Annotated in this window: 24 protein-coding genes; 11 read left to right on the top strand and 13 right to left on the bottom strand. The window is 71.8% G+C overall.

What is annotated here, in order from left to right:
• Positions 1-86 precede the first annotated feature (86 nt).
• The 4 genes from FVE25_RS12390 (at position 87) to FVE25_RS12375 (ending at position 4638) form a co-directional block, all read left to right on the top strand.
• Positions 87-932, top strand: coding sequence for a hypothetical protein (locus FVE25_RS12390; RefSeq protein ID WP_157246684.1), 846 nt, complete (start codon positions 87-89; stop codon positions 930-932).
• Positions 933-1070: 138 nt separating this feature from the next.
• Positions 1071-1226, top strand: coding sequence for a hypothetical protein (locus FVE25_RS12385; RefSeq protein ID WP_157246683.1), 156 nt, complete (start codon positions 1071-1073; stop codon positions 1224-1226).
• 178 nt (positions 1227-1404) lie between these two features.
• A complete protein-coding gene (locus tag FVE25_RS12380) occupies positions 1405-2019 on the top strand; it encodes a CPBP family intramembrane glutamic endopeptidase (protein WP_157246682.1) in 615 nt (204 codons plus the stop codon).
• Between the two features lie 195 nt (positions 2020-2214).
• Positions 2215-4638, top strand: coding sequence for an ExeM/NucH family extracellular endonuclease (locus FVE25_RS12375; RefSeq protein WP_157246681.1), 2424 nt, complete (start codon positions 2215-2217; stop codon positions 4636-4638).
• A 54-nt stretch (positions 4639-4692) separates the two neighbouring features.
• Here FVE25_RS12375 and FVE25_RS12370 read toward each other — a convergent pair whose 3' ends face one another.
• Positions 4693-5109, bottom strand: a complete 417-nt coding sequence (locus tag FVE25_RS12370; RefSeq protein WP_157246680.1) for a BP74-related protein — start codon at positions 5107-5109, stop codon at positions 4693-4695.
• 121 nt (positions 5110-5230) lie between these two features.
• Positions 5231-6469: an MFS transporter gene (locus tag FVE25_RS12365; protein ID WP_157246679.1), complete on the bottom strand. Its 1239-nt coding sequence runs from the start codon at positions 6467-6469 to the stop codon at positions 5231-5233.
• Positions 6470-6607: 138 nt separating this feature from the next.
• Between FVE25_RS12365 and FVE25_RS12360 the strand changes: the two genes are divergently transcribed.
• The gene (locus tag FVE25_RS12360) at positions 6608-7747 is read left to right on the top strand and encodes a serine hydrolase domain-containing protein (RefSeq protein WP_157246678.1); all 1140 of its coding nucleotides are present in this window, start codon (positions 6608-6610) and stop codon (positions 7745-7747) included.
• Positions 7748-8089: 342 nt separating this feature from the next.
• Here the strand turns inward: FVE25_RS12360 and FVE25_RS12355 are convergent, their stop codons facing one another.
• The 6 genes from FVE25_RS12355 to FVE25_RS12330 are packed head-to-tail and all read right to left on the bottom strand — an operon-like array spanning position 8090 to position 10729.
• On the bottom strand, positions 8090-8791 hold the full coding sequence (locus tag FVE25_RS12355) for a DUF998 domain-containing protein (RefSeq protein WP_157246677.1): 702 nt from the start codon (positions 8789-8791) through the stop codon (positions 8090-8092).
• Positions 8788-9333: a Clp protease N-terminal domain-containing protein gene (locus FVE25_RS12350; RefSeq protein ID WP_157246676.1), complete on the bottom strand. Its 546-nt coding sequence runs from the start codon at positions 9331-9333 to the stop codon at positions 8788-8790. Before FVE25_RS12350 ends, FVE25_RS12355 begins: the two co-directional genes overlap by 4 nt.
• 7 nt (positions 9334-9340) lie before the next feature.
• Entirely contained in the window at positions 9341-9547 is a 207-nt protein-coding gene (locus FVE25_RS12345; RefSeq protein ID WP_157246675.1) for a helix-turn-helix domain-containing protein, read from the bottom strand.
• Positions 9548-9597: 50 nt separating this feature from the next.
• Positions 9598-10287, bottom strand: a complete 690-nt coding sequence (locus FVE25_RS12340; protein ID WP_157246674.1) for a tRNA-dependent cyclodipeptide synthase — start codon at positions 10285-10287, stop codon at positions 9598-9600.
• 59 nt (positions 10288-10346) lie between these two features.
• Entirely contained in the window at positions 10347-10601 is a 255-nt protein-coding gene (locus FVE25_RS12335; protein ID WP_157246673.1) for an SRPBCC family protein, read from the bottom strand.
• Entirely contained in the window at positions 10598-10729 is a 132-nt protein-coding gene (locus tag FVE25_RS12330) for a sigma factor-like helix-turn-helix DNA-binding protein (RefSeq protein ID WP_157246672.1), read from the bottom strand. The genes FVE25_RS12335 and FVE25_RS12330 overlap by 4 nt, the downstream gene beginning before the upstream one ends.
• A gap of 79 nt (positions 10730-10808) precedes the next feature.
• Between FVE25_RS12330 and FVE25_RS12325 the strand changes: the two genes are divergently transcribed.
• The 5 genes from FVE25_RS12325 (at position 10809) to FVE25_RS12305 (ending at position 16913) form a co-directional block, all read left to right on the top strand.
• A complete protein-coding gene (locus tag FVE25_RS12325) occupies positions 10809-11528 on the top strand; it encodes a phytoene desaturase family protein (RefSeq protein ID WP_157246671.1) in 720 nt (239 codons plus the stop codon).
• 13 nt (positions 11529-11541) lie between these two features.
• A complete protein-coding gene (locus FVE25_RS12320) occupies positions 11542-12810 on the top strand; it encodes an FAD-binding oxidoreductase (protein WP_246266973.1) in 1269 nt (422 codons plus the stop codon).
• A 97-nt stretch (positions 12811-12907) separates the two neighbouring features.
• Positions 12908-13084, top strand: a complete 177-nt coding sequence (locus FVE25_RS12315) for a hypothetical protein (RefSeq protein ID WP_157246669.1) — start codon at positions 12908-12910, stop codon at positions 13082-13084.
• 23 nt (positions 13085-13107) lie between these two features.
• Entirely contained in the window at positions 13108-15621 is a 2514-nt protein-coding gene (locus FVE25_RS12310) for a class III lanthionine synthetase LanKC N-terminal domain-containing protein (RefSeq protein ID WP_157246668.1), read from the top strand.
• A 131-nt stretch (positions 15622-15752) separates the two neighbouring features.
• A complete protein-coding gene (locus FVE25_RS12305) occupies positions 15753-16913 on the top strand; it encodes a serine hydrolase domain-containing protein (protein WP_246266971.1) in 1161 nt (386 codons plus the stop codon).
• Here FVE25_RS12305 and FVE25_RS12300 read toward each other — a convergent pair.
• Together FVE25_RS12300 and FVE25_RS12295 are read right to left on the bottom strand one after the other, a co-directional pair.
• Positions 16903-20097, bottom strand: coding sequence for an AfsR/SARP family transcriptional regulator (locus FVE25_RS12300; protein WP_157246666.1), 3195 nt, complete (start codon positions 20095-20097; stop codon positions 16903-16905). The genes FVE25_RS12305 and FVE25_RS12300 overlap by 11 nt on opposite strands.
• Positions 20098-20142: 45 nt before the next feature.
• A complete protein-coding gene (locus FVE25_RS12295) occupies positions 20143-21114 on the bottom strand; it encodes a zinc-binding dehydrogenase (protein ID WP_157246665.1) in 972 nt (323 codons plus the stop codon).
• Positions 21115-21193: 79 nt separating this feature from the next.
• Between FVE25_RS12295 and FVE25_RS12290 the strand changes: the two genes are divergently transcribed.
• The gene (locus FVE25_RS12290) at positions 21194-21394 is read left to right on the top strand and encodes a hypothetical protein (protein WP_157246664.1); all 201 of its coding nucleotides are present in this window, start codon (positions 21194-21196) and stop codon (positions 21392-21394) included.
• An 11-nt stretch (positions 21395-21405) separates the two neighbouring features.
• Here the strand turns inward: FVE25_RS12290 and FVE25_RS12285 are convergent, their stop codons facing one another.
• From FVE25_RS12285 to FVE25_RS12275, 3 genes are all read right to left on the bottom strand, one after another.
• On the bottom strand, positions 21406-22089 hold the full coding sequence (locus tag FVE25_RS12285; protein WP_157246663.1) for a hypothetical protein: 684 nt from the start codon (positions 22087-22089) through the stop codon (positions 21406-21408).
• Positions 22086-22889, bottom strand: a complete 804-nt coding sequence (locus tag FVE25_RS12280; RefSeq protein ID WP_157246662.1) for a hypothetical protein — start codon at positions 22887-22889, stop codon at positions 22086-22088. Before FVE25_RS12280 ends, FVE25_RS12285 begins: the two co-directional genes overlap by 4 nt.
• A gap of 512 nt (positions 22890-23401) precedes the next feature.
• Positions 23402-24751, bottom strand: coding sequence for an SLC13 family permease (locus FVE25_RS12275; protein WP_157246661.1), 1350 nt, complete (start codon positions 24749-24751; stop codon positions 23402-23404).
• Between the last annotated feature and the right edge of the window lie 285 nt (positions 24752-25036).

The raw sequence follows: 25036 nt of genomic DNA, 5'->3' as shown, positions 1-25036 counted from the left end.
CGGCCTGGCCGGTGTACCGTCAAGATCCACGCTGTACGGCGGAGCCTGTTCGCGTATTTCCCCTTCCCGGAGAAGGAGATCGCACCATGGGCAACGGGCGAGACGGGAGCGATGGCGCGCCCGAGGCGCGGGAGCGGTCCGAGACCGGCGGGTGGACACCGGCGCGCACGTGGGTGGCCGGAATCGTCAGCGCGGTGCTCGTGGCGGGCATAGGAGTGGTGTTCACCTCCTGGTACAACGCCGCGGGCACGGACGTGGTCGATCGGATCAGCGGCGCCGCGCCGGTCACGATCGGCCACGTGAGCGTGGAGACCGGTGATGTGCCCCTCGCGCTGAGAATGCCGGTGACCGACCCGGACGGGCGCAGAGTCCTGCTGGGCGGCCATGTCACGCCCGCCGAACGGCAGGCGCTGCTGACCCGCCACAAGGCCGCGCCGATCGGAGGGACGATCATCACGGTGGTCCTGACGGGGCGGCGCGCCGGCGTGCGCATCATCGACGTGAAACCGCGCGTGCTGGCGCGTGAGCCCAGGTCGGCGGGGGCGTATCTGGGCGCGAACTTCGGCGGGGAGGTCTCCACGGTCGAAATCCGGGCGGACCTCGACGCGGCCGCCCCCCGTTTCACCACCAGGAAGGAGCCGGACGTCCGGTACTTCGGCCGCAAGCAGATCGACCTGAAGAAGGACGAGCGGGTCACGCTGAGCCTGGAGGTCGAGGCCGGGCAGGCGTACTACGAGTTCGACCTCCTGGTCACCGTCCTGGCTGACGAACGGTCCGAGCAACTCGTGATCAACGGGCCGGATGGCCCGTTCCGGGTGACCGGCAAAGTCCGTGACTTCCGCTCCTTCTACAGCAAATCTGACCAGGGCCGGTGGGCGCTGATGCCGACGGACCAGGTGTGTGAGCTGTTCCCGAAGGCCAAACGGTGCTGAGCCCGCGCGTGCCACCGGCATTCTCGTGAGTGCGGTGAGATAGAGCCAGAACAGCAGCGCGTAGGTTGACGACGCCGGCGACGATGCTCCGCGAGCCCGGTGGCGGCCAGGTCGGTCGATGGTGCGCACGGTGCCGGGGTGGGTGATGCCGAGAGCGACCTGCACCGCCCGGATGCTGCACCCGGGGGCCACCACGACGGCGTCGAGCGCCGCCGCGTCGTTGGGCGTGAGGCCGGACGACGCGGTCAGGTCGGCGCTCTGCCCATCGGCCGGGGCGAGCCCGAGCGCACCTAGAAGGTTGGCAGACGCCGCTCGGGCACGGCAGGACCGTGGCGGCCCCGCCCTGGGGGTCGACGTCCTGACGCCGACCGGCCCCAGTAAAGACGCGATATGTCTTGTCTTCTGAAATGTCGCGATATATCGTCTATCTCACCCGCAAGATCGACATTCTCCGCGATCAGGAGCCCGGCCGATGGACGTCGCAACTAGCCCGAAACCTCTGCAGATCCTCGCGGTATGCGCTGCCTGGCTGACGATGTGGCTGGCCACGCAGGGATTGTTCGTGATCAACGATTACCTTCCGGGAGGTTCGCTCAATGTCCGGTTAGCCTGGCTCACGGGCTACGTGGCCGTCGTGCTGTCGGTGGCTTTGGTGGTTTTCCGAAGGTTCGGCCGGAGTTTCATGCCGCGCAGCAAGCTGCTGTGGCTCTACGGCGTCCCGCTCGCGCTCCTCCTGGCTCTCCCGTTCCACTACAGCGGCCCCGTGGCCGTCCCGCTCCTGGCGGCGATGATCGTGATCACTGCCTTCTGGCAGGACTACCTGTCCTTCGGCCTGGTCCAGACCTTCATCGGGCAGCGCACATCCCCCCTCGCGGCCGTGCTCATCACGGGAGGGCTGTTCGCCGTCGGGCACGTCGTCTTCCTCGCCGGACAGACGGCGCCGCTCGCCTTTCTGACCGCATGCGCGGTCTACCTCGCAGCCGGCTGCCTGCTGGCCTGGCTGCGCGAACAAACCCGGAGCATCTACGCGACGAACGCAGCACACCTCTCGTTCTTGCTGGTGTTCACGCCGGTCTTCAGCGCTTAGCCGAGCCTCGCCCGGAACGGTCCATGGAGGGCTTGTCACGGTTTGAGGAGGAGTAGATGAATTCTTGGCCCCTCGAAGGGGTCAAACAATGACAATCCCCAGCTCCGGCGGATGATGCCTGGCAAGTCATGTCAAAGACATAAATAACGATCTACCTGTAGAAATGCTCAGAATCATTTTCTACAAGGAGATCACATGACCAGACGTGCCAAAGCGGCACTCCTGGCCGCTGCGCTGATGGCCGGAGCCGGCATCGTGGCCGCCCCGGCCGGGGCCGCGTCGTCCAGCGTCGTCATCGCCGAGGTGTACGGCGGCGGCGGCAACTCGGGCGCTCCCTGGAGCAACGACTTCATCGAGCTCTACAACCTGGGCTCGCAGCCGGTGGACCTGACCGGCTGGAGCGTGCAGTACGCCTCAGCCGCCGGCACGTCCTGGCAGGTGACGCCGCTGAACGGCAGCCTGACCCCGGGCGGGCGCCTGCTCGTTCAGGAGGCGGCGGGGACCACCGTCACCGACAAGCCGCTGCCGCCCGCCGACGCCACCGGGACCATCCCGATGAGCGCCACCGCCGGCAAGGTCGCCCTGGTCTCCAGCACCACCGCGCTGGCCGGCTCCGACGTGGTCACCGCGCCCGGCGTGGTCGATTTCGTGGGGTACGGCACGGCCGCCAACGCCTCCGAGGGCGGCGCCCCGGCGCCGGCGCCGTCCAACGGCACCTCCGTCAGCCGCGCCGCCACCCCCTCCGACACCGACAACAACGCCGCCGACTTCACCGCCGGCGCGCCGACGCCCACCAACCGGGCCGGGCAGACGGGCCCCGGCGGCGGCGAGCCCACCCCGACGCCCACACCGACGCCCACGCCGACCGCGAACCCGTGCGACACCGCGGTCACCCACCAGATCGCCGACGTGCAGGGCGCGGCCGAGCAGAGCCCGCTGGCCGGGCAGAAGGTGCGCGTCGAAGGCGTGGTCACCCGTACCTTCACCAGCGCCACCGCCCGCTCCGGCTTCTTCGTCCAGGACGACACGCCCGACGCGAACCCGGCCACCTCCGACGGCGTGTTCGTCTTCGCGCCGAATTTCGCCTCCACCGCGCTGAGCACCGGCGCGCGGGTCAAGGTCTCCGGCACCGTGGCCGAGTTCGGCGCGGCCACCCAGATCTCCACCGTCACCGCCGTGGACGCCTGCGGCACCGGCACGATCGCCCCCGCCGCCCTCACCCTGCCCATCGCGGCCGGCGACGCCTTCGAACGCCTGGAAGGCGTCCTGGTCACGGTCCCCGGCAAGCTGACCATCAGCGAAAACTTCTGGCACGCCCGCTACGGCCAGCTCCTGGCGGCCACCGGCGGCCGGCTCTACATCCCGACCGACCGCCCCGGCGTCGATCCCGCCGCCGACCTGCGCCGCTCCCTCGTCATCGACGACGGCTCCTCCGGCCAGAACCCCAACCCCATGCCCCACTACGCCCCGGGGGACCAGCTCGCCCGCTCCGGCGACGGCGTCAGCGGCCTGACCGGCGTGCTCAACCAGGGCGCGTACGGCTCCGCGAGCACGAACGTCAAGTACCTGGTGCACCCCACCGCCCCGCTCACCTTCACCCGCGACAACCCGCGCCCCGCGGCACCGGCCAGGGTGGGCGGCGACGTGAAGATCGCCACCTTCAACACCTTGAACTGGTTCACCACGCTGAACGCCGCCGGGTACCCGAACCCGCCCTACAACCCCGACTTCACCCCGCGCGGCGCCAACACCGCCGCCGAGCGCGACCGTCAGCTCGCCAAGGAGGTCGCGACGCTGAAGGCGCTGAACGCCGACGTGGTGAGCCTCATGGAGGTGGAGAACCCGCGTCCCGACCTGGCCTCCACGGGCTTCAAGCCCGCCGCGCTGGAAGCCCTGGTGGACGCCCTCAACGCCGAGATGGGCGCGGGCACGTACAAGCTGATCACCCACCCCGGGCCCGGCACCGACGCCATCGCCGTCGCGATGATCTACAAGGCGGCCAAGGTGAAGCCGGTCGGCGCGCCCACGACCATCGCCGACCCGCGTTTCTTCAACGCCCGCCCGCCGCTGGCGCAGACCTTCCGCTCCACCAGGCTGCTGCTGTCACTGCGGCCCTTCACCGTGATCGCCAACCACTTCAAGTCCAAGAGCTGCGGCGCCGCCGGCGGCGACAACGCCGACCACGGCCAGGGCTGCTGGAACGCGCAGCGCGTCCTGCAGGCACAGGCGATCATCGAGATGATCAAGAATCAGAAGCTGGTCAACCCCATCGTCGTGGGCGACCTGAACGCCTACAGCGAGGAAGACCCGATCACGACCTTCTCCGCCGCGGGCCTGCGCAGTGTCAGCAAGCAGTTCGTCCCGGCCGCCGGCCGCTACAGCTACGTCTTCGGCGGCGCCTCCGGCGAACTGGACCACGTCCTCACCACCAAGCAGGTGATGCGCCGCATCACCGGTGCCACGATCTGGCACGTCAACGCCGACGAGGACGTCTACTACGACTACAACACCGAGTTCAAGACCGCCGGCGACCTGTACCGGCCAGACCCCTACCGCACCGCCGACCACGACCCCCTGCTGCTCGGGCTCGACCTGCTCGGCCTGGTCGGCAACCGCTGACCCGGTGAATCCCGTACCAGCGCGTCGCAGCGCTGGTACGGGAAGGCCCGGCGGTTAGCGGGCGGGGGAAAGCGGCTGAATGTCGACTACCTGCGTCCCCCAGGGACAGAAGCGGTCGCCGGACAGCGTGCCGTTCTCCACGTCGGACGGCTTGCCGTCGCACAGTTCCATCGAAACGTCGACGAACTCCAGGTCGTTCGGGTCCAGGTGCCAGCTCCACCCGGTGTTGACATCGGTCCCCGTCAGGATTTTCCCGTTGATGTGCTGCCGTTTTCCTTCGCCGGACAGGTTGCGGTAGGCGGCATCGACGTCGTTGGGCTCGACGAGGCGGACGCGGAAGGTCTCCCCGCCCGTGTTGATGGTCGCCACGTATTCCGCGACCGCGGTTCCGGCCTGGGCGGGGCTTCCGGCGGCGATGAGTCCTACTGCGCTGACCGCGACCGCGGTGGCCATGCGAAGAGCGTTGAACATGAGTTCTCCAGCTTCCTGGCTCGCCAGTGGGCAAATGGATGTCGCCCGTCCATCTAACGGTGATCTTTACTGGATGTGAATGCTCGCGAGCATGACAAAGATCACAACACCCAGAGGGTCTTCAGGAACACAGATCGCGATCACGGCGGCTGCCGCGCAGGTGAGTCATTCCGGGGACGAGGAGCAGGCACGGCGGGATCACCAGGACGAGCCCCGCCGCGCCCAGAAGGACGGCCCGGTCGCCGGCGAGGTTCGTCAGCGGGCCGGTGAGCGCCTGGCCGAACGGCATGAGGCCGAAGGTGCTGAGCCAGGCCAGGGAGGTGACCCGCCCGATGAGACGGTCGGGCACCTCGCGGTACATCGCGACGTCCCAGCAGAGGGCGTAGGTCTCCACGCCGAAGCCGGCCACGAGGTAGCAGCAGAAGAGTGCCCAGACCGACGGCGCGTACAGCAGGCCGAGGGGGACGACGGCATACAGCGACATCGAGCACATGGCCACGACTCCCGGGCGCCGCGGCCGCCAGGCCATCATCGTGGCACTGCTGATCAGCCCCCCGGCGCCGTAGCACGCGAGGGCGGTGCCGTACGCCGTGTAGGAGCCGAACGTGTCCCGGCTCAGCACGGGCAGGAGGACCTGGCCGGGCGCGATCACGAACATGAGGCTGACGGGGGAGAAGAGGAGGAGGGCGGTCAGCCACGGCCGGCGGGCGGCGTCGGAGAAGCCCGCCTTCGCCTCCGTGAGCAGGGAGCGGCGGGCGTCCGGCGTCCGGTACGGCTCCGCGACCCGGCGGAAGGCGAGTGCGGCGGCGGCGAACGCCAGGGCCGCCGGGGCGAAGGCGAGGATCGTGCTCCCGCCGGCGAGCAGCGTGCCCGCCACCGGTCCGGCGATGACCCCCAGCCGGGTGCAGACGTTGATCAGGGCCCGCCCGGACACCAGCTGGGTCTCGTCCAGGGAGCTGGACAGGATGGCGTTGAACGCGGGCCGGATGAAAGCCTCCGCCGCGCCGGCCGCGAACAGGACGGCGGCCGGCAGCCATACGGCGGCGCCGGGCCCGGCCACGACGATGGGGACGCTCGCCGCCACGGCGTCGACGGCGAGCATGAGGGTCAGGATCCGCCGTCGCGGTAACCGATCGGACCAGACGCCGCCGGCCAGGAGAAGGAGCAGCGAGGCGATGCCCTTGGCGGCGAGCACGACGCCGACCGCCGCCGCGTCACCGCCCGAGCCGAGCACCGAGACGGTGACGGCGACCGCCAGGACCTGCTCGCCCAGCACGAACCCGATGTGCGCCAGTGCGATCAGCCGGAAGGCGGGATTCCGTAGTGCGGTCAGATCGATGCCCGCGGGGATGAGTCTCACGGTTCAGTCTCCGGTCCCGCCCGGCGCACTGACAAAAGATCGCGCCGTGCCGTCCAGCGTGTAAGCGGCGTGTGAGACGCCTGTCATCGGGGCCGGACATCGTTGCCGCATCCGCGAACCGCAGGGAGGAAGTGCAACATGACCGCCATCACGGACAAGGTCCAGGAGGCACTCGACTGGTCGGTGGCCGAGCTGGGTGTCACCGGCATCGTCGCCCACGTCCAGGACGAGAGCGGCAACTGGTTCGGATCGGCGGGGGTGGCCGACCTGGAGACGGGCCGCCGCCGCGAGCCGGCCGACCGGTTCCACGCCGGCAGCTGCGGCAAGGCGTACACCTCCGCCGCCGTCCTGCAACTGGCCGCCGAGGGCACGCTGAGCATGGACGACACGGTGGAGCAATGGCTGCCCGGCGTCGTCAGCGGCAACGGCAACGACGGCGGCAAGATCACCATCAGGCACCTGATCACCCACACCAGTGGCCTGTGGGTGACCGGCTGGGACCGCGACGTGGTGCGCCGATTCCACACCCGGGCCGGCTGGGCGGAGAACAGCCGCTACGTCTGGACCGTCGACGAGCTGCTGAAGGTGCAGCTGTCCAAGCCGCCGATCTTCGAGCCCGGCGAGGGCTTCGCCTACACCAACGGCGGCTACCACCTCGCCGGCGCGATCATCGAGAAGGCGACCGGCCGCTCCTACGAGAAGGAGGTCGAGCGGACGGTCATCCAGCCGCTCGGCCTCACCGGCACCTACGCGCGCCCCCTGCCCGAAGCGGGACTCCGGGGTCAGCACGCCAGGTTGTACTCGAGGATGTTCATCAAGGACGGCGTCGATCCGGCCATCCTGACCACGCAGAACTACGAGGCGCATCTCATGGGACCCGACGCCGACCCCGTCGACGTCACCGATTCGACCACCTTCGGGTGGGCCGCCGGAGGCGTCATGTCGACCACCGGCGACATGCTCCGCTTCACCCGGGCGATGATCGAGGGCACGCTGCTGCCCCCGGCCCAGCACCGCGAGATGTGGGCCACGGTCCCCACCACGGACTGGATCCCCAACACCCGCTACGGCACCGGAGTGTCGCAGTGGACCCTGGCCGACGGCAGCGTGCTGCACGCCGTGGCCGGCATGGCCAACGGATCCGCCGCCATCACCATGGGCACCCCCGACGGCCGGCGCCTGGTCTCCATGAACACCAACTGCGACTGGAACTGGTTCCCGGCCTTCGACCGCGTCATCGAGGCGGCGTTCGGCTCGCCGTACCTCCGGCCGCAGTAGCCGCCCATGTACGCGGCGCTCTGGGACCGGTCCGGGCACCCGCGGACGACGGGTCCCCGATCGACCTCGGCGGTGCCGGGCTGCGCGCCTTCCTCGCCCGGCCGGCGTTGCCGGCCGGGCAGGTGGTGCCCGCCGGCTCGCTGGTCGAGGACCTGCGCGGCGGTCAAGCCCCTGCACACGATCGTTCACCGGTTGCGCAGGGAGGCCGCGATCGTGGAGTCGGCGGCGACCGGCTACCGGAGGGCGGCCCGCACCGGGCGGCGATCACGCCGGGCATGAGCCGGGCGATCCGCGGCGCCTACGAGCACGGCGACACCCACCTGCGCGCCCTCGTCGCCCGGCTCATGAAGGACCTCGGCCGGGCCGTCTGCGACCGGGCGTACCGGGCGGGCGCCGCGATGCCCCGACCTGCGGCCATCGATCGCCTGTCCAGGCCAGAAGGGTGATCCAGGCCCAGACCACGACGATCCCCGCGCGCTGGAACAATCCGGCCTGACCTGCCAGCGCCGGGTCTTGGGCGAAGCCCAGTCCCGCCAGCACCCAGAAGGCGGGAAAGGCCAGCGCGGTCACGACCGAGTAGACAACCCACGAACGCCGGCCGAGCCCGTAGAAGCGGCGAGCCAGGACGAGGCAGGCGGCCGGCAACGTGACCAGGGTGACGACGGCCGACAGATCATGCAGGCGCCCGGACGCGGTGGACACGCCCGGCTCGACCGGCGGCCCCGGCGGATAGCCGGGCACCGGGTCGGTGACGAAGACGCCGGCGCCGATGAGGCTGAGCCCCCATATCCCGATCAGTAACGGCCCCCATCTCGCCCCGCGTAACGCCGCCGGCAGACCGGCCGCGAACGCCATGGTGAGAAGGCCGCACACGATGAAGGCGGCGCTCTGGACCCAGCCGGCCGGGCCGAGCGCGAGCGAGCTGACCGGATCCCGGAGCGGGTCGTATCCCTCCCGGACCGCGCCCTGGACGACGAACGCGGCGACGAACACCGGTCCGGCGACGACCCCGCAGCCCAGCAGGGCTCGCGCGCGGGCGCTCATCCGACGGCCCGCCGTACCGTGTTATAGGTCACCTCGTGACCGTCCAGCACCGCGGCCAGCGGCGCCGACACCCCCTGGCGCAGCAGCGCGAGCAGCAGATGCGGCGACCCGATCTCGCGCGCGCCCAGCGCGCGGGCCTCGCGCAGGCTCAGCTCGAGCACCTTCTTGGCCTGGGGGCTGTACGGCCCGCCGACCCGGCCCGGACGCCGGGGCGGCCGCGCCGTGGCCGGCTGATCGAGCGCGTCCGGCCCGAACGTCTGCTCGATGCGGCGGAAGACCTGCTCGACGTCGATGCCGACCTCGCCGAGCGCGGCGGCCTCGTCGTCGGTGAGCCCCGCCCGCAGCCGGGGCCCCCGGGCGGCCACGGTCAGATCGTCGGCGGAGACGCCGTGGCGGGTGAGGATGTCGGCCCCCGCGCCGCCGCCGCGGGACAGGGCGAGCAGCAGGTGGTCCGGCTCGGCCTTGGCGGCTCCGGACTCCGCCGCCAGGTTCGCGGCCGCCAGCACGCTCTGGCGCGCGTCGGTGGTGAAACGTTCGAACATCGGGCTCCTAACTCTGCGTCCGCTGGGCGAGTTTCTGGTGTACGGCCTGCCTGGTGACACCCAGTGCGTCGGCGATCACCTGCCAGGACCATCCACGGGCTCTGGCGTTGCGCACGTGGAGGGCCTCCAGATGATCGGCGAGCTTGCGCAGGGCCACGACGGCCTTGAGGCCCACGGCGGGGTCCGGGCCGGCCGGGTTGGGGTCTTCGGTCACGGTGTCAAGTTATATTGACGGCCGGAGTGTGTCAATATAACTTGACACACTCATGGCCGAATGCGCAGGGCGATGTATCCCTGACCGGGGAAGGCGCGGAATCTGGCGTCCTCGGTGAAGAAGTAGCGGGTGTCGGGGGTGAGACGGCTGTAGGCGGTGACCGTCTCGGGCACGCCGAGGATCCCGACGGCGTTGATGACGAACGGCAGGGTCTTCTCGCTGTGCACCTGGCCGATGTCGATCTGCCGAGGAGTGGGCTCCCAGCCCTCGGGCATCCTGGCCATGAGCGCGGCTCGGGTCCCCGCGCGCAGGAGTGGTCCGTACTCGGGGTCGGCGATGGCCCGGCGGGCGTAGGCCAGCCCGCGGCGGTACTCGGCGGTGCCCGACCAGTCGGCGAACTCGCTCACGCGCGGGTACGGCCGGCCCACGGTGTCGCGGGCGCGCCGGATCCGGGCCGCCATCTGGCTGATGTCGGCCCGGGCTCTGCGGTAGGCGTGATGCTCCGGCCGGCCCCGGGCGAGATAGGTCGCAACGGTCATCTCCAGGTCGGAGACCAGCACGTCGACCTTCTTGACCGCCCGGGCGGCCCATCTGAACGTCGCCGCCAGGCGCGCGGCGGAGAAGTAGGGATTTCCCGGGCTGACCAGCAGCGTGAGGTGTTCCCTGCCGGTCAGGATCTGGGCGCAGCGAGCACTGCACGGCTCGACGTCGACGAGCGCGTCTTCTGCGGGGTGGTTCATCGCTAGCTGCCTTCCCCGCGCGCCGGGCTCCGACGAGCGGGCGACGGCAAAGTCCGGGCTCAGTGCTCAGAGGGGGCGGCGGTGTCCTGCACCAGCAGGCGCAGGAACTCGCCGCGCTCCTCGACGACCCGCACCCGGGCCACGCCGGGTTCGTAGCGGGGGGTGGCGTTCTCCAGGTCCGCGGCGACCTGCCACACGGCCTCGAAGGGGGCGGCCAGGCGGCGCTGCCCGACGACGGCGCCGGGCAGGGCGGCCGCGAGGATGGCCAGGCGGTCGATCGGATCGATGGCGGGGTGTGCCACGGGCTCGTTCACGACTCCCACACCTCCCGGAACGCGGCCCTGGCTCGATGCAGCCGGGATTTCACGGTCCCCGCCGGGATCCCCAGCGTGGTGGCGATCTCCTGTTCGCGGAGTCCTTCCCGGGTACGCAGGACCAGCACGACGCGCTGCTAGACCGGCAGCCGCGCCAGCGCGTCGTCGATGTCCACCAGCCCTTCCGGGGAGGGGGAGTGGCGGTCCGTGAGCGTCTCCTCCGCAGGGACCTCCGCCTCGTGCCGGCGGGCCAGCCGGATCGCCGTGCGGACGGTGACCGACCGGCGGCTCTCGGCCGCCTTCGCCCACCAGCGCCTTCGCCGGGCGCTCGCCGGCGGCGTCCGGTACGTGACCGGCGGGTGGTCCACCCTGGTCGAGCTTCTCGCCGGGCGAGCCACTGGCCTCGGCGTCCGGATCCGCACCCGGACCCGGGTCTCCGGCCCGCCCGAGGGTCCTGCGATCCTGGCCACCAGCCTGACCGCGGCGCGCCGGCTGACCGGCGACGGCTCGCTCACCTGGCCCGGCGCCCGCACGGCAACGGTCAACCTGGGCCTGCGGGCCGGCGGCGGCCCCGATTGGTTCCGGGTCCTGGACCTCGACGACCGGATCTACGCCGCCCGCTACAGCCTCGCCGACCCCACCCTGGCCCCGCCCGGGCACGAACTCCTCCAGATCTCCGCCGCCTGCGCCCCGGACGAGCGAAAGGCCGACGCCGAACGCCCTCCACCGTCTTCTCGACCAGTCGTGGCCCGGCTGGCGCGGTGCGGTGGGAACGCAGCGCCCTCGCCCTTCAGCAGGTGGCATCCGGGACCCGCGAGCGTGTCAACGTCCCCTGACGCGGCGGGCTGCTTCCCGCCGGCCCGCGCCCGGATTCTCTGCGCCGTCGGAATGTCGCTCGCATTCCGCTATGTTGCAGAAAGTCACTGAAGGGAAGAAAGAGATGATTGAGACTATTCGTCCCGGGGATGCGGCGTATGCGCAGGTCGCTGGGAGCTTCGCCCACGCGGGCAGCCCTGCTTACGTCTTCCGCCCCCGCACGGCCGAGGAGGTCGCCGAGGCGGTGCGGTTCGCCGCGCGCGAAGGGCTGGAGCTGTCGGTGCGCAGCGGCGGGCATCACGGCGCCGGATACGGCACCAACGACGGCGGCGTGGTGGCCGACTTGTCGCAGCTCAACGGGATCGAGGTCGACGGGCGGCGGGTACGGCTCGGCGCCGGCGCCACGTGGGGCCAGGTCGCCGAGACGCTGGCTCCGCACGGGCTGGCGATCTCGTCGGGTGACACCAGGTCCGTAGGGGTCGGCGGGCTGCTGACCGGCGGCGGAATCGGCTGGATGGTGCGCAAGTACGGGCCCGCCGTCGACCGGCTGGTCGCGGCCGAGGTGGTGACCGCCTCCGGCGAGATCGTCCGGGCGAGTGAGCAGGAGAACGCCGATCTGTTCTGGGCGATCCGGGGCGGCGGCGGGCACGCCGGCGTGGTCACCGCCTTCGAGGTGACCGCCGAGCGGGAGTCGGCCGTCACCTTCGCCCGCTTCACCTATCCGGCCGGGCAGGCGGCAGCCGTACTGAAGAAGTGGAGGGACGCGCTGCGGACGGCCGATGAGGGGCTCACCTCGACGGCCCAGCTCTTTCCCGCCTTCGGCGAGCAGGCGCCGCCTTCCGTGGTGATCCTGGCCGCCTACGCCGGCGACGACCCGGCGGCCGTGGAGTCGCTGGCCGCGCTGGGTGACCTGGTGGCCAAGGACGTCAAGGTGGTGCCGTACGCCGAGGTGCTGGAGGATGCGTTCCTGCCGCCGGGCTTCCAGCCGATCGTGCGCAACCGGTTCGCGAGCGACCTGACCGACGAGCTGATCGACACCTTCGCGGAGGCGGAGATCCCGCTGATGTATCGGGAGATCCGCGCGATCGGCGGGGCGCTCAACCGGGTTCCCGCGGAGGCGACCGCGTTCGCGCACCGTGACGCGGTGGCCATGGTGCAGACCGTGCTCCTGGGCACGCCGGAGCAGCACGGGCCGCGGCTGCCCGCCTTCGAGGCGCTGTGGGCGGCGCTGAAGCCGCACGTCTCGGGCGCGTACGGGAACTTCCTCACGCACCCGACCGACGAGGACGCGGCCGAGGTCTACCCGGGCGCCACGGGGGAGCGGCTGGCCGCGATCAAGAAGGTCTACGACCCGGCCAACCTGTTCGCCCGCAACATTCCGCTGACCTCGTAACTGCCCGAACGCCGGACTGTACTACCGTGGGTCGCGAGCACGCCCACTGCGCAACCAGCCCTATGCCCGGAATCTCCCGGAAGCAGAAAGGATCGCCATGAGGGCACTGCTTGAACTGGCCCCTCGCGACGCCGGCATCGCCCCGCCCGAGGTCGGCGTCGAGTTCCTGGAAGGCGCCACGCTCCACGAGATCGCCGCGTGCTGGATCACCTGCACGCTGGCATGCCGGAACACCGAGAACTCCGTTGTCCCCACGGCTGACGACGCCATCTGAGGCGATCGCCGGCCCGCGGTGACATGACGGCGACGATCGCGGCCACCGTGTCGGACCTGGTATCCGCCGCCGGCGGCCAGGTCCGGCGCACGGCCACGTGGCTGCACGTGGAGCCGCCAGGGCAGCGGCTGCCCGAGCACGGCTGGAAGTTCCACGTCTCGTCGCGGGCGGCCGACTTCCCCGGCCTCGTGAGCGTGCTGGTGCCGTACCTGCTCACCGCGGGCTGCGCGTTCAAGGTGGCCCGGTCGGTGAAGGTGCTCGGCGAGCTGAACGACGGCATCACCGCGCCGCCGAGCGTGGGGAAGGCGGTCACGATCTACCCGGACCAGGACCGGCTGGTCCACCTCGGCGCCGGCCTGGTGGACCTGCTCCGCGGCAGGCCCGGGCCCCAGGTGCTCAGCGATCGCCGCCTGGCGCCGGACGCGCCCGTCTACTACCGGTACGGGCCGTTCCGGAGCATCCTCGTGGCGGGCAGGGACGGGAACCTGCGATCGATCATGACCGGCCCCGGTGGCGAGACCTTCGAGGGCATGGCCCTGCTCACCTACCGGCAGCCCCCGTGGGCCACCGACCCGTTCCGGCCGGCCGTACGCCACGAAGCGGACGGCCCGGTGCTGATCGGCAACCACTACCGGCTCTTCAAGGGACTGATGGAGTCGGTGCGCGGCAACGTGTACGCGGCCACCGACGTCCGCACCGGTGAGACGGTCGTGGTGAAACAGGCACGGGCGTACGTCGCGGAGTCGCCCGACGGTGACGACACCCGGATCCGCCTGCGCAACGAGCGGTTCGTGCTGACCGCCTTACGGGAGGTCCCGGGCGTGGCGCGCTTCCGCGACCACTTCCGGCACGGCGCCGACGAGTATCTGGTCACCTCCTTCGACGGGAAGTTCAGCCTGACCGAGGACGTCGCCCGCAAGGGGCGCTACCTGCCGGACCCGGAGGCGGGCCGCAGCCTCGACCGGCTCGCGCACCTGCTCGCCCGGACCCTGCGGGACATCCACGCCCACGGCTACCTGCTGCGCGACCTGAGTCCGAAGAACCTCGTCGTCAGCATGACCGGCGACGCGGTGACCTACATCGACTTCGGCCACTGCAACCACCACGACGTGAGGATCCGGGGCGGCACCAAGGGGTACGCCCCGGCCCGGCAGGTGGCCGGCGAGCCCGCCGAGCCGCGTGACGACCTGCACGCGCTCGGCATGACGCTGTTCGCCGCCCTGACCGGCGCGGAACCGCTCGTCTCCGAGCGCGACCCGGACGCCTCACGCCTGATGGCGCTGCGCATGCTCGACCGGATCCACGGCGACCGGCCGCCGCCCGTGGTGGCCCTGATCACCGGCTTGCTCTCGGGCGAGCCCGCGGCCATGACGGCCGCGTTCACCGCACTGGCCGACGCTCACCCGCCGCCCGGCGTACGGCCGGCCCGGCGCCACACCCCTGCCCCGCACCGGCGCGGACCCGGCACCGCCGCGCTGGTGGAGCGCGTCCTCACCGCCCTGGTGCACGGCGTCGACCAGGCGCTCGACCAGCCGGACGAGGCCCTCGACGCGAGCGTCTACCGGGGTACGGCCGGCATCGGGCTGTGCCTGCTGCCCCACCTGGACCGCCCAGGGGTGGCCGCCACCGTGGCGCGATTGGCCACGGCCACGAGGCGCACCGCCGAGCGGGTGAAGCTGCGGCCCGCGCTGTACCTCGGCACCACCGGCGCGGAGATCTTCCTGCGGAGAGCCGGGGCGGCTGGCGTGGCCGCGACCCCGCTCCCTGCCGAAGCCCTCACCGGTGAGCCCGAAGGCGACGACCTGATCCTCGGCGCCGCCGGCGTCGGACTGGGCCACCTGCTGCTGAGCGAACTGGATCCGCGGCCGGACCACCACGCGATCGCCCGCCGCTGCCTCGCACTCGTCCGCGCGCACGACACCCCTGTCTCGTTCTTCCCCCAGCAGGAGGTGCCGATCCCCGGGCTGGACACCACCATCGGCATCGCCCACGGCCAGGCCGGGTCGGCCGAGTTCCTCCGGCAGTTCGTCCGCCGCTCCCCGTCGCGGGAGGCGGAGCGGTTGTTCGCCGGCCGCGTGAGCGCGCTCGCCGGGCAGGTGGCGGCGCTCGCCGGCCGGGTCGCGGAGCCCGACGCCGTACCGCTGTCCGCCTCCTGGTGCCGTGGCTTGGCCGGGATGGGCCGGGTCCTGCTGGCCGCCTCCCCGCACCTGCCCGGCGGCTCGCTCACCGACCTGGCCGTGACGTGCGCGGACGGGTGCCTGCGGTGGCTGCCCTACCTCTCCACGGCGGGCCAGTGCTGCGGGGTGGCGGGCATCGGCGAGTTGTTCTGCGACCTCGCCGGTCACGACGAGCGCTTCCTGGCCGCGGCCGAGTCGGCCGCCACCCAGCTCCTGCTGCTCGGCGCCGACGCGCCCCCGGATCCGCCGGTGCGCGGGCCCGGCGGGCTGTCGTGGGCCGCCGGGACCGCCGGTGTCCTCGCCTTTCTCACCCGCCTGCGCGACCTCGGCCCCGCCACCGGCGTCGCCGGCCCTTTCTGAGCGCGCTGTGTGCGGTTTGTGAGCGATGGGGCCCAGGGTGGGGGCGTTCGCATCGCCTACTCACCCGGAGGAACGGGTCAATGTCCCCATATATGCGTCGGATTACTGCTGCTCTTACGCTGGCCGTGAGCGTGGCCGCGGCCTCCCCGGCCGCCGCCGGGGCCACGCCGTACACGACAGGGAACGAACTGCGGAAACTGGCCCGCGCGCTCGTGGACGCCGGGGCGCCCGGCGTGCTCGTGCGGGTCGACGACGGGCGCGGCCGGCCGGTGGAGATCGCCGAGCAGGCCGCCTGGACCAGGCGGGATCACCTGCTCAAGCCCGGCGACGAGTTCCGGGTGGCGTCCAACACGAAGACCATGACGGCCACGCTGGTCCTGCAACTGGTCGCCGAGGGCAAACTGGCCCTGACCGATCCGGTGGAGAAATGGCTGCCGGGCAAGGTGCCCAACGGCGGCGCGATCACGCTGCGCATGCTGCTCAACCACACCAGCGGCCTGTTCGACTACACCACCGACCCCGCGCTCCGGCCCTCGATGCTGGGCAAGGATCGGCGGCGCTGGACCTCGGCGCAGCTGCTCGCCGTGGGCGTGAAGCACGACCCGCTGTTCGCGCCGGGCAAGAAGTGGTCCTACAGCAACACCAACTACGCCGCGCTCGGCGCCGTGCTGGAGCGGGTCACCGGGACGAGCGTGGCCGCGCTGGTCAGGGACCGGATCGCCCGGCCGCTCGGGCTCAAGCACACCTATCTCGCCACGGACTCCACCTGGCGGGGCTCCTACGCCCGCGGGTACGAGCGGGACGCCGCGCACATGCCCCCGAGCGTGCCGGCCGCGGTCCGGGACCTCGCCGGCCCGCGCCGCAACGGTCACGTGGACGTGTCCGGCAACAGCCCCGGATGGGGCGGAGCGGCCGGGGCGGTGGTGTCCACGACGCGGGACTGGGCCCGGTTCTACGGCGCGCTGATGTCCGGCAAGCTCCTGCCCGCCGCGCAACTGGCCCAGCTGCGCACCACCGTGCCGGTCGATCCCCGCCAGCCGGACGGGCCCGGATACGGGCTGGGCATCCAGCACGCCGCCCATCCGTGCGGCACGTTCTGGGGCCACGACGGCGGCATCCCCGGCTACCTCACCACCACCGTCACCGACCAGAGCGGCACCCGGACGGCGACCGTCCTCGTCTCGACGGAGTACTGGGCCGAGTACGAGGCCGACCCGAAGATCGCCAAGGCCGCCCAGGCGCTCCAGAGCGCCGCGATCTGCACGATGTACGGCAAGCCCGCTAGCCGATGATCGCGGAGATCAGGTCCTCGGCCCGTGCCCGCGGCATCGCCGTACCCTCGGCCCGCACGGCCGCGAACCGGGCGGCGCCCAAGGCCGCGCTCGCGCGCTGCGAGATCGTCCGCACGTCGGCGTCGCCGGGGTCGTCCCAGCCGCGCAGCGCGGCGGCGACCCCGAGCAGCCGCCCCGCCCGTTCCGGCCGATCGCGCCCCAGCTCGATCGCGGCGGCCGCGACCGCGATCGCCGCGGCGACGGGCGTGTGCCAGGTCAGCGTCAGGTGCACCGCCGGATGGTCGAGCCGCCGCGCGGCCGCGCCGGGAGCGCCCTCCGCGACGTCCACCTGGGCGAGTACGGCCAGCAGCAACGCGGACAGGTGCGGCGTCGACCGCCCGGGCGGCGCCTCCGCCAGCCCGGCCAGGGCATGGTCGCGGGCCGGCCCCGGCCGTCCGGCCCGCCACTCCAGCTGCGCCAGGCCCAGACGGACCTGAGCCGCCGATTCCGCAGAGCCGGCCCGTCCGGCCCGGTCGAGCAGGTCCGTCAGCTGCCGCCGCCCGCCGTCCGCGTCGCCGGCCCGCGCCCGGTGCAGGGCGGCCGCCACGTCGTTCTCCATCGAGTGCTCGGGCATGCCGAGCTCGCGGAAGTACCGGGTGGCCCGCTCGGCCAGTTCGGGCGCGGCCGGTTCGCCGGACCGCTGCCGCGCCGCGTTCAGGGTGCTCAGCGTGGTCGCCAGCCCCCAGCGCTCGCCGAGCTCCTCGAACCCGGACAACGCGGCCGGCAGGATCCGCGCCGCCTCGGCGGCGTGCCCGGTGTTCATGGCCAGCACGCCGCGGGCCAGCAGCGACAGCGACCGGCCCCAGGGATCCGGGGGCGCTTCCGGCATGCTGCCATCGCCTCCCGCGCCGATCGCGAGCGCCAGCCGGGCCATCGCCAGAACGGGGTGACGGCCGGAGCCCGCACCCTCCAGCGCCTCCCGGATCCGCGTGAAAGCCGCCTCGCCCTCCTCCGGGCGGCCGACGGCCTCGATGGCGGCGAGCGCGTGCGCGGCGGCCACGACGTGCGCGTCGGCCGCGCCGGGGACCTGAAGCACCCGGCCGAGCAGGTCCAGCGACTCCGGCGGAAAGTCCCGCAGGAACCAGAACCAGCTCAGCGCGACACCGAACCGGACCGCCACACCGGCCTGCCCGCACCCGGCCGCCCACCGGATCGCGGCCGAGAGGTTGTCCCGCTCCGCGGTCAGGCGGCGCAGCCAGCGCAGCTGGTCCGAGGTGCGCAGGTACGGCTCGGCGGTCTCGGCCAGCTCGAGGAAGAAGGCCGCGTGCCACCCGCGGACCTCGTCGAGGTCGTCCCGCCGGGCCAGGCCGTACTCCCGGATGGTCTCCAGCATGCGGTACCGCGGCTCGGCCGGATCCGCCGACTCCACCGGGTGCAGCAGGGACTTGTCGATCAGCGCCGTCAGCAGCTCCCGGACGTCGCCCACCCGGCCGATCGCCTCCGCCGCGTCCTCCGTGAAGGTCCCGGGCACCACTGCCAGCCGTTCCAGCAGCGTCCGCTCGTCGGCGCCCAGCAGGTCCCAGCTCCAGGCCACCGCGGCGCTCAACGTCCGATGCCGCGGCAGTGCCGTACGGCTGCCGCCCGTCAGCAGCCGGAAACGGTCGTCCAGCCGGGCCGCGACCGCCTCGACCGGCAGCACGCGCAACTGCGCGGCGGCCAGCTCGATCGCCAGAGGCAGGCCGTCCAGGCGGCGGCAGATCTCGGCCGCCGCCGTCAGCGCGCGGCCCTCCGGCGCGAACCCCGGCCGGACCGCGGCCGCCCGGTCGTGGAACAGCCGGACCGCGGCGCAGGCACGCGCCTGCTCGTCCGTGGCCTCCGGCGCGGGAACCTCCAGAGGGAGCACCGGGTGCAGGGCCTCGCCGCCGATCCGCAGCGGCTCCCGGCTGGTGGCCAGCATCCGCAGCCTCGGGCACCGGCCGAGCAGGGTCTCGGCCAGCGTCGCGGCGGTGTCGATCACGTGCTCGCAGTTGTCCAGCACCAGCACCAGCTCGTCGTCCGCGATCGTCTCGGCCAGCTGGTCCATGACCGAGCCGCCCTGGGCCGCGGGCCGGTCGGCACGCACCAGGTCGAGCACCACGCGAGGCACCTCGCCGGCGTTGACCGGCGCCAGCGGGACGAACCACACCCCTCCGGCCGGTGAGAGCCGCCGGCCGACGGCGTGGGCCAGCCGGGTCTTGCCCGCACCGCCCGGACCGGCCAGCGTGACCAGCCGGCCCCGGCCGAGCAGGCCCGCCACCCTGCGCACGTCGTCGTCGCGGCCCACGAAGCTGGTCAGGGGCACGTGCAGGTTGCCGTGCGATCGGCGGGACCTCGGGAGCTCGCCGCGCAACACCGCCAGGTGAGCCTCCCGGAGGTGTGGTCCCGGGTCGCTGCCGAAGCTGTCGGCGAGCAGGGTGCGGATCCGCTCGTAGGCGGCCAGCGCCTCGGCGCCGCGGCCGTTCGCGGCCAGAGCCCGGATCAGCTGGGCGTGCAGGCGTTCGCGCAGCGGGTGCGCGGCGGTGAGCGCTTCGAGCTCGGCGATCAGGTCGGGGCCGGTGGCCGGGGTTTCGCGTCCGGTGGCCGGCGCCTCTGGGCCGGCGGGTGGTGCTTCGGGGGCGGTGCCCGGCGTGAGGTCGGCCTCGATCCGGTCCTCCAGGGCGGTCAGCCGGGCCAGCTCCAGCCGTTCGGCCTCGGCCGCGGCGAACGGCGCGTCGCCCACGTCCGCCAGGGCAGGGCCGCGCCACAGGCTCAGGGCCTCGCGCAGAACGGCCGCGGCCTCGGCGTGCCGGGACTCCGCGTGGGCGCGCCGGCCCGCCCGGGCCAGCCGTTCGAACCGGGTCGCGTCCACGTCGTCCGGCTCCACGGTGAGCCGGTACCCCGCCGGGCCCGAGGTCAGCAGCCCGGGGTCGCCCAGGACGCCGCGCAGCCGGGACACCAGTGACTGCAGCGCGTGCAGCCTGGCGGCCGACGCCTCCTCGCCCCACAACGCCTCGACCAGGGTCGCCGGCCGTACGGCACGGCCCGCGTCCACCACGAGCCGGGCCAGCAGCGCCCGTAGCCGCGCGCCCCCGACGTGCGCCGGACCGGCGGCGGTCTCCAGCGTCACGGGGCCGAGGACACCGACGCGCACCCGGCGGCTTTCGCCCGGTTCGATCGCATCTGCCATGGGCAGCAGCCTGTCAGACTCCGCAGTGTCCTCCGGCCACCGCGGCTACGGCTCCAGAATCACCTTGCCCGACGTCGCCCTGTTCTCCAGGGCGGCGTGCGCCTGCGCCGCCTTCGCCAGGGGGAATGCCTGGATCGCCGGGACCATGCGGCCCTCGGCGGCGGCGGCCAGCGCCCGCTCCTGGGTGCCGTTGCCCAGCTCAGGGCGGGTCAGCAGCAAGGCCAGCGCGTCGGTCACCGTGAGATCGCGGGTCTTGACGAGCTCCGGGTCGGGCTCGAACTCCTCACGGGAGGAGGCGCCGATGCTGACGAAACGGCCGCCGTCGGCCAGCAGCTCGAAGGCTTCGCGCGCCTTGGCGCCGCCGACCCCGTCGAGCACCGCGGTCACCCGGCGCCCGCCCAAGGTCTTGCGGACGGTCTCGCCCCAATCCGGCGCGTTGTAGTCGACGGCCACCGTGGCGCCCAGATTGCGGACGGCCGCGGTCTTGATCGGACCGCCGGCCGCGGCGACCACGGTGGCGCCCAGGTCGAGGCCGTACTGGACGACCAGCCAGCCGATGCCGCCCGCCGCCGAGGTGACCAGGACGACGTCGTCCGGCGTGAGCCCGGCGATGTCCAGGAACTCGACCGCCGTGCGCCCCGTGGTGATCATGGCGACGGCGGCGCGGTGCCCGAGCCCCTCGGGCACCGCGTGCAGGCTCACGACGTCAGCCACGGCCAGCTCGGCATACCCGCCCGGGCTTCCGCCGCCGGTCACGACGTCCTTGCCGATCCATGCCCGGTCGACCTCCGGGCCCACGGCATCGACCGTGCCGGAGACCTCACCACCGAACACCGCCGGCAACTCGGGCAACGGCGGCCCGATCGCCAGCCCCTCCCGCATGGCGGTCTCGATCGTGTGCACCCCGGCGGCACGCACCACGATGCGCACCTGCCCCGGCCCGGGCACGGGATCGGGCAGGTCTTCCAGCGTCAGGTTCTCAGCGGGGCCGAACTCGTGAAGGACGATCGCTCTCATGCCGTCGATCCTGCAACCTCAAGCGGCATTGAGGTCAATGCCCGCGTTTCCGGGCACCCGGCGAGGGCAGTGGCGGTGCATGCCCAGAAGACATCGCTCGGCGCCCACTCGCACGCACGACCGGATGTGCGCCTGCGTCCTGGCGTTCCTGGTCGTCCTCGCCGCCCTGGGCGGGATCGCGGGCATGCCGGGGATCGCGGTACTCGCCGTGCTCCTGGCCGTCATCACCGGCATCGACATGTTCCTGGTGGTACACCGGCAGATCAGGGGCCGCTCGTAGGAGGGAGTGGCTCATCGCAGGAACGCCGATCCCACGTTCGCGTCCAAGACGCCGAGGATGCGGGGCATCAGCGTGTGGAGCGTTTCGGCGGAGGCTTCGTTGGTGGTGAAGGTGATCGTCCAGTCTTTGGAGATCGCGGTCACGACCCGCGCCGCGCTGTCCCGGGCGGTGTCGGACGGGGGTGTGTAGGCGCCGGTGAAGGCGACGGCGACCTCGCCGATGCGGGGTGGGGCCATCTGCTCGAACGTCCAGGTGCCTGGAGGGTCGTCCGCGTAGGCCGGTCCTTTCTCCGTGCATCGCTCTTTCGCGGCCCGCAGCAGGGAACGTGCCTTCTCCGCTGAGTCCGGGCCGATGCGGGTGAAGTCCACCACCACGATCGGTCCGTGGGCCAGCTCGTAGCGGACGGTGACGGACGGCGGTGCGATGTCGACGGTGCCCTCGTGCAGTTGCGGCAGGCACACCGGCATGAAGGAGGCGACGGCCATCCCCTGGATGAGGCGATCGGTCGATACGCTGACCAACCTGGCAACGTCCCCCAGCCCGGGCAGCAGGCGCAGCAGCTCGTCCTTGGAGTGAACATCGACACGGGGCTGCTCCGGAGGAGCCTCCCGTCCCCGGGGCAGCAACCATGACAGGGCGAAGGCGGCGCAGCCGGCGATCGCCAGGATGCCCAGCTTGAAAGCGACGCCCTTCACCGGCCGCCCTCCTTCAGCGGCACCCAGCGGTGAGTGCTGGCGTCGTACTTGTAGGCGGCCGCGTACCGGGCGGCCCTGCCGGAGACGATCAGGGGCCGCTCGGGGCGGTAGACGGACCAGGTCCGTCCCTGGGCGGCCAGGTCGATCTGGATGTCCCACTCGTAGGTGAACGGCCCGGCGATCGCGGTCACGTCGTAGACCCTGGACTCGCCCTTCTTGAGCTCCACGCTCCGGCCACCGAAATAGAACCTGCCGAGTTTCACGCCCGGCGTGCTCGTGTTGAGCACCTCACGGGCGATGGGCTGCGGCGAAGCCAAGTCGAAGCCCACCGGCACACTGCTCTCCTCCCCCTCCGGGCCGAGCTCGAAGTACGTGCCCGCCACGACCGGCCGGGTCGCGCGCACCCGCGCCCGCATCCCGATGATCCGCACGGCGTCTGACCTGGACCCCTCGATGACCAGCCTGACTCCCTGAAGCCCCGTCTTGACCAGGCGGGCCGTCACCTCGGGGTCGCCGAAGATCCGCTCACCACGGGCCAGTCCGGCGGCCACGCCGGGGCCGATCACCTCGGGAGACGACTTCGAGAAGTCCTCGGTGAGCTGGTCGTCCTCCTTCGCGACCGCGTGAATCTCGGGGAGAACGCCGTTGGCCGTCATGTCGATCACCCTCGGCACCGCCGCCCCGATGGCAACGGTCAACACCGTCACCACCACGAAACGCGGCCCGGAAAGCAGCCGCTCCCACAGCGGTTTCGGCTCCTCTCCGGGTTTCTTCTTGCGAACCCGCTTGGATCTGGCCATGCGCGCCTCCCGGAACGGGGGAGTCGGGAGCGTCCGCCCCAAGTATGCGGCGCTCCGCCCGCCCGCGCTGGTGATCGCCCAAACGAGGACTGTGAGGCGGCGTCGCCGGCAGGCCGGGGTGAGGAGGCTTCGTGGATGCCGGCGCGGCCTGCCCCGCGGATGCGCAGCCGGCGGAAGGCGTACGGCAGGGCGGCGGCTTGCATGACGACCCGGCGTCTGCTTGACGATCCGGCGCTTTTCTTGACGATCCGGCGCTGGCCGCCCAGGGCGGTGCCGTACCGGGGCTGTCAGCGGCCGGATCTGCAGCCCACGGACCAGGCGGCGGCGCTTGTCGCGGTCACAGCCATGGGTATCAGGCGAAGTCTTGAAGGCTCGTGGACCTGTCGTCCGCTCCGCAACCGGACGGCGAACTCGACGACACGCAAGCCTGTGGTCATGCCAAACCGAGCCAGGCGAACGACGGTGGGGTTGTCGTTCACCATGGCCGGATTGTGCTGCTGAAAGCGGCCCGGTCAGGACCAGTTGGGGGCGAGGAAGATCAGCCAGGTGACGATGGGTGCGATGGCGATCATGCTGAATCCCCATCGCATGAGGCCGCGGAAGATGTAGTCCCGCTCGCTCTCCTGGGAGTTGGCGACGACGAGGGCGCCGCTGGTGGAGAAGGGTGAGGAGTCGACGACCGAGGACGACAGGGACAGCGCGATCACCAGTGCGACGGCGCCGATTTCGCCTGCGAGCAGGAAGGGGACGGCCAGGGGGATGAGGGCGCCGAGGATGCCGGTGGTGGAGGCGAAGGCGGATACGGCTGCGCCGATGAGGCAGATGATGAGGCCGGCGAGGAGGGGGATGCCGATCTGGGCGACTTTGCCGCCGAGGAAGTCGATGGTGCCGACGCGTTCCATGAGGCTGACGTAGGTGACGATGCCGCAGATGAGCAGGACGGTGGGCCAGGCGATCTGGCCGACGGCGTCTTTGGCGCCGTTGGGGGAGACGAGGGAGAGGACGACGGCGACGGTGATGGCGGTGAAGCCGACGTCGAGGCCGAAGAACAGGGCGCCGCCGGCCAGGATGATCAGGCCGGTGAGGGTGAGGATGCGCTCCTTGTTGAGCACGACCAGGTCGGTGGCTGCGGGAGCGAGTACGGCGGTGCCGCCACCACCGGCTGAGGGTACGGCTGGCCCGGCGGAGGTTCCGCCTGATCCGTCGGAAGCCGCGCCCGAGCCGTCCGCGATCGCGTCGGCCACGTCCCCGCGACGCCGCAGCAGTTCCCGGCCCCCGAACAGCAGGAACACCACCCCGGACAGCGCCAGGTTGAACACGAACGAGCTGATGAACAGCAGACCGGGGTCGCCCGGCAGGTTGTTGCGGGTGACGACGCCGTTGACGATGCTGCCGAAGATGCTGATGGGCGAGAAGCCGCCCGCGCTGGCTCCGTTGATGACCAGAAGGCCCATGAGCAGCGGATTGATGCGATAGCGCGTGGCAAAGCCCATGGCCACCGGCGCGATGATCGCGACCGCGGCGGGAACGACGGCGCCCACGGCGGTGAGCAGACCGGTGACCAGGAACATCATCCACGGGATGAGCGCGATCCGGCCGCGGACCAGCCGCACCGCGGCTTGGACGAGCCAGTCGACCGTGCCGTTGGCTTTGGCCATGGCGAACAGGTAGGTGACCCCGACGAGGATGACGAACAGGTCGCCGGGGAAGCCCCCGACGATGTCGTCCTTGCCCTCGCCCAGCACGAAGGCGCCGACCATGAAGGCGGCGACGAAGGCCAAGGCCCCCATGTGCACGGGCAGGACAGTGGCGACGAGGAAGACTGCGGCGAGAACGATGATCGTGATGACTTGCACCGACATGCGGGTACTCCAGCGGTCGACGTTGCGGAGTTTTCCGCATCGTGGAAGAAGATTTCCGCTTTGCGAGAGTATGACCTGGCTCACATTCGACGTCAAGACTTTTGCGTTTCCCGAAATCGGCATATCTTCCGTATAGCGAGAATATTTTTCCGCATAGTGGAAGAGAGGGTGTGTTCTGATGAGTTACCCCGCCGGCCGCCACTTCCTGCAGATCCCCGGCCCGACCAACGTGCCCGACAGCGTGCTGCGGGCCATGTCGGCGCAGACGATCGATCACCGCGGGCC

The organism is Nonomuraea typhae (genome assembly GCF_009760925.1).
GTDB lineage: Bacteria > Actinomycetota > Actinomycetes > Streptosporangiales > Streptosporangiaceae > Nonomuraea > Nonomuraea typhae.
Note: the sequence above shows the minus strand (reverse complement) of the source record. Positions and strands in the feature narration are given on the sequence as shown.

Coding starts and splice junctions, on each gene's coding strand:
- FVE25_RS12390 (WP_157246684.1), top strand. CDS start 87: ATGGGCAACGGGCGAGACGGGAGCGATGGCGCGCCCGAGGCGCGGGAG.
- FVE25_RS12360 (WP_157246678.1), top strand. CDS start 6,608: ATGACCGCCATCACGGACAAGGTCCAGGAGGCACTCGACTGGTCGGTG.
- FVE25_RS12320 (WP_246266973.1), top strand. CDS start 11,542: ATGATTGAGACTATTCGTCCCGGGGATGCGGCGTATGCGCAGGTCGCT.
- FVE25_RS12300 (WP_157246666.1), bottom strand. CDS start 20,097: ATGGCAGATGCGATCGAACCGGGCGAAAGCCGCCGGGTGCGCGTCGGT.
- FVE25_RS12280 (WP_157246662.1), bottom strand. CDS start 22,889: ATGGCCAGATCCAAGCGGGTTCGCAAGAAGAAACCCGGAGAGGAGCCG.
- FVE25_RS12375 (WP_157246681.1), top strand. CDS start 2,215: ATGACCAGACGTGCCAAAGCGGCACTCCTGGCCGCTGCGCTGATGGCC.
- FVE25_RS12350 (WP_157246676.1), bottom strand. CDS start 9,333: ATGTTCGAACGTTTCACCACCGACGCGCGCCAGAGCGTGCTGGCGGCC.
- FVE25_RS12290 (WP_157246664.1), top strand. CDS start 21,194: ATGCCCAGAAGACATCGCTCGGCGCCCACTCGCACGCACGACCGGATG.
- FVE25_RS12380 (WP_157246682.1), top strand. CDS start 1,405: ATGGACGTCGCAACTAGCCCGAAACCTCTGCAGATCCTCGCGGTATGC.
- FVE25_RS12340 (WP_157246674.1), bottom strand. CDS start 10,287: ATGAACCACCCCGCAGAAGACGCGCTCGTCGACGTCGAGCCGTGCAGT.
- FVE25_RS12310 (WP_157246668.1), top strand. CDS start 13,108: ATGACGGCGACGATCGCGGCCACCGTGTCGGACCTGGTATCCGCCGCC.
- FVE25_RS12295 (WP_157246665.1), bottom strand. CDS start 21,114: ATGAGAGCGATCGTCCTTCACGAGTTCGGCCCCGCTGAGAACCTGACG.
- FVE25_RS12370 (WP_157246680.1), bottom strand. CDS start 5,109: ATGTTCAACGCTCTTCGCATGGCCACCGCGGTCGCGGTCAGCGCAGTA.
- FVE25_RS12315 (WP_157246669.1), top strand. CDS start 12,908: ATGAGGGCACTGCTTGAACTGGCCCCTCGCGACGCCGGCATCGCCCCG.
- FVE25_RS12275 (WP_157246661.1), bottom strand. CDS start 24,751: ATGTCGGTGCAAGTCATCACGATCATCGTTCTCGCCGCAGTCTTCCTC.
- FVE25_RS12355 (WP_157246677.1), bottom strand. CDS start 8,791: ATGAGCGCCCGCGCGCGAGCCCTGCTGGGCTGCGGGGTCGTCGCCGGA.